At 23.8% G+C, this 6,474-nt stretch carries 3 protein-coding genes and 1 pseudogene; all 4 read left to right on the top strand.

Annotated features, from left to right (window positions below):
* Positions 1-590: 590 nt before the first annotated feature.
* The 4 genes and pseudogenes from Q5F54_RS09385 (at position 591) to Q5F54_RS09375 (ending at position 6,450) form a co-directional block, all read left to right on the top strand.
* A complete protein-coding gene (locus Q5F54_RS09385) occupies positions 591-3,881 on the top strand; it encodes a two-component regulator propeller domain-containing protein (RefSeq protein WP_302334301.1) in 3,291 nt (1,096 codons plus the stop codon).
* A 188-nt stretch (positions 3,882-4,069) separates the two neighbouring features.
* Positions 4,070-5,113 (top strand): annotated as a pseudogene (locus Q5F54_RS09380) (NAD(P)/FAD-dependent oxidoreductase); the annotation flags it as partial.
* Positions 5,096-5,509, top strand: coding sequence for a Rieske 2Fe-2S domain-containing protein (locus Q5F54_RS13085; RefSeq protein ID WP_331562642.1), 414 nt, complete (start codon positions 5,096-5,098; stop codon positions 5,507-5,509). The pseudogene Q5F54_RS09380 and the gene Q5F54_RS13085, both read left to right, overlap by 18 nt.
* A gap of 311 nt (positions 5,510-5,820) precedes the next feature.
* Positions 5,821-6,450 (top strand): leucine-rich repeat domain-containing protein, encoded by a 630-nt coding sequence (locus Q5F54_RS09375; protein ID WP_302334300.1) that lies wholly within the window; start codon positions 5,821-5,823, stop codon positions 6,448-6,450.
* Positions 6,451-6,474 lie beyond the last annotated feature (24 nt).

The following is a 6,474-nucleotide window of genomic DNA, read 5'->3' as shown; positions in this document are numbered from 1 at the left end:
TCAGAATAATTGGTCAACTTGAGCAAAATAATCAATAGCAAATGTCATACTTGATAGAATAGTATCGTCTTCATATACTATTCATATAAAGGGCGACAAATTAATGAGAACGTGAAAAAAGATTAATAAAAAAGTTAATAGTCATAAATTAGTTGTAAAACAAAAGGGAGAGTATCTTATAGGTTATCATAAAGGCTATTATAATACTATTGAACAAACTTATGATAAAATGATGATTTATGCAAAGGATAATAATCTAGTCATTGGAAGTAATTCTTATACAAAGGAGATTTTAGATGTATTAACTTCTAATAGCAAAGAAGAATATTTAATTGAAATAATTATTGAATTAAAGTAATTTAGAATTTGAATGTCTAGCCAATATTTTTAAGTATATCATATAGAATAATATAGTTTTAAATATTAAAGAGAAATTTATTAAGAACGATGATAGTAAATATCATAGTCTTTTTATATGTTATAAAAATGTCAAAATAAGTTTAAAAATATTGAAAATTCATATACGATGTATTAATATAAAATTTAGATAGTAATATTAAATATATTTAGGGGTATGAAGGAGTAAATATATGAAAGGGAAACTGTCAAAAATAATACTATTAGGGTATATTATAATAAATATTTTAATTCCTATATCAGTATCAGCCGAATCATTAAAAAGTGGAAATTTTGAAAAACTATCTATTGATGAAGGACTTTCAAATGAATATGTAACATCAATATTTCAAGATAGTAAAGGCTATATGTGGATAGGGACAATAGATGGACTTAATAGATATGATGGTGAAAGAATAAAAGTATATAATTGTAGTGTTGATAGAGAGAACTCATTAAGTTCAACATATATAAATGCTATAGAGGAAGATTCTAGAGGGAATATATGGGTAGGAACTGATTTAGGCTTAGATATTATAGATAGGAATACAGATCGTATTGTAAGGTTTAATGACTTAAAAATAGATGGACCTAAGTTATCTAATTTAAAAATAACTTCTTTATTAAAAGATGATAAAGATGATATTATGTGGGTTGGAACTGAAAATGGTCTAATTAAGATAGATATTAAAAATTCGAAATTTGAAGCATTATACCATGATAAAAATGATAAAAAATCATTAACTAATTCATATATAACATGTTTAAAGAATGATGAAAATGATACTCTACTGGTTGGAACAACATGTGGAATAAACCTAATAAATAAAAAAAATTTAGAGATAAACTATTTTGAAGGTAAGGTATATGATAATAGTTTATATGTTTATAATATAGAATTTGATTATCTAGGAAATGCATGGATTTCTACAAAAGAAGGTATTTTTATCTATAATCAAAAAGAAGATAAAAAAAATGAATTATACATTATTGATGATACAGAAGTAAAGGTTTTTAACATAAAAGAAAATAAAATAAATAGTATTTATATTGAAAAAGATAAAGATAAAAAAATTTATAATAATGAATTTATTTTAAATGACAGTAATAATAATATATGGATATCTAGTAGTAATGGGATAAAAATATATTCTATACGAAATAAAAAAATTAGTTATTTAAATAAGAATACTACTTTTGTAAATAACCTTGCTAGTAATAATATAACATGCTTTTATGAAGATTCTAATGGAACGATATGGGTTGGAACCGATAAAGGTATAAATATAGCAAATAAAGGTAATCAATTTAATTTTAATACTGAATATAATCATAAAAAAGGAACTTTATATGATAAAAGTATAGTATCTATGATACAACATAATGGATATTATTTAATGGCTACTAAGTATTATGGAATATATATATTTGATGAAAAGGATGGGAGCTTAGTAGATATAATTTGTCAAAATAATGATAATAAAGTAGATTTAAATAATGAGTATATAACAGGTTTATATAAAATAGATGAGGATGATATTTTAGTTGTTACCAATAAGTATGCAATATTAGTAAATATAAATAACGGTATATTTACTAAACGCTCATATGAAGATATATATCATGAAGAGTTAAATTATTTATATAGTGATGGAGAATTTGCTTGGTCTTCAAATACAAGTGATTTTCGTTCTGTAAATATAAAGACTGAAGAAAAAACTTCTTATGGTGAAGACTTAAAGAAGTTTAATATTAATCCGGGAAAAATAACATACATATTACCAGACTATGAAGATGAAAATATTCTTTGGCTAGGTGGGTCAGGTACTGGGTTAGTTAAATATCATAAGAAAAGGGGCGTTATAAAGCAGTATACACATGACTCTTTGAATCGTGACTCATTAATTAATAATGATATAAATTGTATGATATTTGACAAGTTTGAAAACTTATGGATTGGAACAAATATAGGTTTAAGTAAATTTAATATAAAGACAAATAAATTTACTTCTTATACTACGGCTGAAGGTCTTACTAATAACTTTATAAACTCAATTTTATTAGATGATGATAATAATCTTTGGATAAGTACCAATAAAGGCTTAAATAAATTTGATATAGAAAAAGCAAATATAATAAACTTTACCAAAATGGATGGTATATATGGATATCAATTTAACATAAATTCAAGTTTAAAAAATAAAGATGGAATGATGATATTTGGAAGTACAAATGGTATTACATATTTTAATCCAGAAGATATAGAAAATCCTATTGGAAATAAGAATAAAGTTGTATTTGGAGATATTTTTATAGGGAAAAATAAGGTTAGTTATAATAATAAAGAATTAATTTTAGAGCATTATGATAAAGATTTATCAATAGAGTATTTTTTACCTATTTATGAAAATTTAAATAATATAACCTATGAATATATGATTGAAGGAATTGATTCAAATTGGATATATGTAGATCGTAAGTCTTATTTAAATATTAAAACATTAGAACCAGGTAAATATACTTTAAAAATGAGAGCTAGAGATGGACATGGAAATTTAACCAAAGAAACCAGTATGAATATAAGAGTTAAAAGTCCTATATGGAAAACACCTTTAGCTTATTTAATATATATAGTTATATTGTTAGCAATAGCTTTTTATATATTTAATTATGTTAAGATATTACAAAACTTAGTAAATCACAAAACTATGAAACTAAATAAGCAATTAGAAGAAAATAAAAAGTTAAGTGAAGAAATAATAAATAATGAAAAGTTTAAAAATAATTATTTTGTAAATTTATCTCATGAGCTTAGAACACCAATAAATGTCATAACATCAATATTACAATTAACAGATAATATGATGAGAAATAAAACTATGACATATAAAAAAGCTGAAGGATATATAGAGATTATAAATAGAAATTGTGAAAATTTATTAAAAATAATAAATGATATAATAGATAGCTCAAAAATAGAAACGGGGAATTATAAAATTAATAAAAAGAATAATAACATAGTATATATCGCAGAAGAAGTTGCACTTAATATGAGTAATTTCATAGAGGGAAAAGGATTATCACTTATAATTGACCCTGAAATAGAAGAAAAAGTTATTTCTTGTGATGAAACAGAAATAGAAAGATGTGTCATAAACTTATTAGGTAATGCAGTTAAGTTTACTCCTGAAGGTGGAGAAATTAGAGTATATATTAAAGAAGTAAAAGGCTACATTGAAATCACTATAGAAGATAATGGCATAGGAATATCAAAAGAAGATCAAGAGTTTATATTTAAAAGATTCTCGCAAGTAGAAGGAAACGGTGCTACAAAGGCAACTAGTAGTGGTATTGGACTTACACTTGTTAAGGATATAGTAGATCTTCACGGTGGATATATTAGACTTGAAAGTGAGCTTAATAAAGGAAGTAAATTTACTATAGGACTTCCTGATATATCAGAAGATGCTCTATGTAATAATTAAAATATATAATAGATAAAGTAATTCATATAATTTAAAATATGCAATAAAAACCGTATAATAAATAAATGGTACGGTTTTTTGCATATAAAAATAATTATTTTATGATATTATATATATTTATGAAAATGTGCAAAATATAAATTGTGTATATAATTTTGAAAATAAAATAATAAAAATGAGGTGAATTTATGCAATCTATATGGAGTGAGAGTTGTAAATTCAGAAAAAGAGAAGTTTTAGATAAAGATATAAAAACTGATACCATAATTATTGGAGCAGGTATGGCAGGAATATTAATAGGATACATGCTAAAACAAAATGGTATAGATGTAATTTTAATTGATGCAGCTGAAATGGCAAGTGGAAATACGAAAAATACTACTGCAAAGATAACATCTCAACACGATTTAATTTATGACAAATTAATATCAGAATTTGGAGAGAAAAAGGCAAGACAATATGCAAAGGCAAATGAACTTGCTATAAAAAAATATAAAGAAATTATTAAAGAACGAAAAATAGACTGTGAGTTTGAAGAAAAATCAGCATATGTATATTCATTAAATGAAGTAGAGAACATAAAAAAAGAAGTATAAGCAGCTAATAAACTTGGTATTTCTGCAGAATTTGTGTAAAGTATTAATCTTCCTTTTGAAATTAAAGGAGCTGTCAAATTTAATAATCAGGCACAGTTTAATCCACTTAAATTTTTAAAAGATATTTCAAGTGATTTAGTTATTTATGAAAATACCAGAGCATTAGAAATTAAAGAAAATTTAGTAATCACCAATAGGGGAAACATAACTGCAAATAATATAGTTGTAGCAACTCATTATCCAATAATGAATGCACCTGGATATTATTTCATGAAAATGCACCAAGAAAGATCATATATTATAGCTTTAGAAAATGCAGATAATTTTAATGGTATGTACATAGATGTTGAGAAAAATGGATGTTCTTTTAGAAACTATAAAGATTTACTATTGTTAGGGGCTATAGATCAAAGAACAGGAGAAAATGAAAAAGGTGGATGCTATGATAAGTTGAGAAAAATAGCAAAAGATCTATATCCAAATTCAAAAGAAAAGTATCATTGGTCAGCTCAAGACTGTATGACTATAGACAAAATACCTTATATAGGTAAATATTCTGATAAAACACCTAATATATATGTTGCCACAGGATTTAATAAATTGGGAATGACAAGTTCTATGGTGTCGGCTATGATTATATCGGATATGATATTAGATAAAGAAAATGATTTTTCAGAAATATTCTCTCCTAAAAGATTTGATTTATTACTATCAATAGGTAATATTGCCAATGATATGATTGAAACGGCCAAGAATTTTATCGCACAAAAAATATATATTCCAAGTAGTAAAATAGAACATATTAAAAATGGACATGCTGGAATTGTTGAATATAATGATGAGAAAATTGGCGTTTATAAAAATAATGACGGTAAGGAATTTATAGTATCAACAAAATGTCCACATTTAGGATGTCAACTTGGTTGGAATGCAGATGAATTAACATGGGATTGTCCATGTCATGGATCAAGATTTGATTATAAAGGAAGACTAATAGGAAGTCCTGCAACTAAAGATCTTATAGATAATTAGATAAAATAGATATTTTAAGCATTGATTATTAAAAACCGTATCAAAGTAAATGATGCGGTTTTATAATATTTACATCAAAGCGTTTAAATGAATTTTAATACATTCTTTCTAAATAATGGAACAATTTGGTGATATAATCATAAATATAAAATAAGGCTAATAATATTGACTTAATATGTAAAATTAAATCTATTCTACTTAATAACTTTTTACTCTATAAACAACTATGATAAAAAATTATTTTATAAATATTATAAAGATAAATAATATTAAATTAAGCTCACCAATACATGGCATGGAGATGGTATGAAATGACAGATAAAAATGAAGTTATAACTATACCAGATAAAGGTTTAGAAGAGGCTATAAAATATGAATTAAATTTAAACCCAAATTGTGAAATTACAAAAGATAATATTAAATCACTTCGATGGCTAGATGCTTCTAATAAGGGAATTTTAGACTTAACTGGATTAGATAATGCAATAAATTTAGAAGAATTATATTTAGGATATAATCAAATAGAAGATATAAGCACACTATCAGAACTAACTAATTTAAAAATATTGAATTTAAGCAACAATCAAATACAAGATATAAAAGTACTATCAGATTTAATTAATTTAAAAAAATTGTATTTAAATAATAATAAAATAGATGATATAAGTTTATTATCAAATATAACTAATTTGCAATGTATAGATTTAAGTAATAATCAAATAAAAGACATAGAAGAATTATCGAATTTAACTAACTTACAAAGATTATATTTAAGTAATAATCAAATACAAAATATAGATGAATTATCAAAATTAATTAACTTAAAATGGTTAAATTTAAATAATAACAAAGTTAAAAATATAGCTAGATTATCGAACTTAACTAATTTACAAAGATTATATCTAAGTAATAATCAAATAAAAGATATAGGAGTATTATAAGAACTAACTAATTTACAATGGTTA

The sequence above is a fragment of the uncultured Romboutsia sp. genome (genome assembly GCF_958366745.1).
Taxonomy (GTDB): domain Bacteria; phylum Bacillota; class Clostridia; order Peptostreptococcales; family Peptostreptococcaceae; genus Romboutsia; species Romboutsia timonensis.
The sequence above is the reverse complement of the archived record's forward strand: the minus strand, read 5'-3'. Positions and strand labels throughout refer to the sequence as shown.

Coding starts and splice junctions, on each gene's coding strand:
- Q5F54_RS09385 (WP_302334301.1), top strand. CDS start 591: ATGAAAGGGAAACTGTCAAAAATAATACTATTAGGGTATATTATAATA.
- Q5F54_RS13085 (WP_331562642.1), top strand. CDS start 5,096: ATGGTGTCGGCTATGATTATATCGGATATGATATTAGATAAAGAAAAT.
- Q5F54_RS09375 (WP_302334300.1), top strand. CDS start 5,821: ATGACAGATAAAAATGAAGTTATAACTATACCAGATAAAGGTTTAGAA.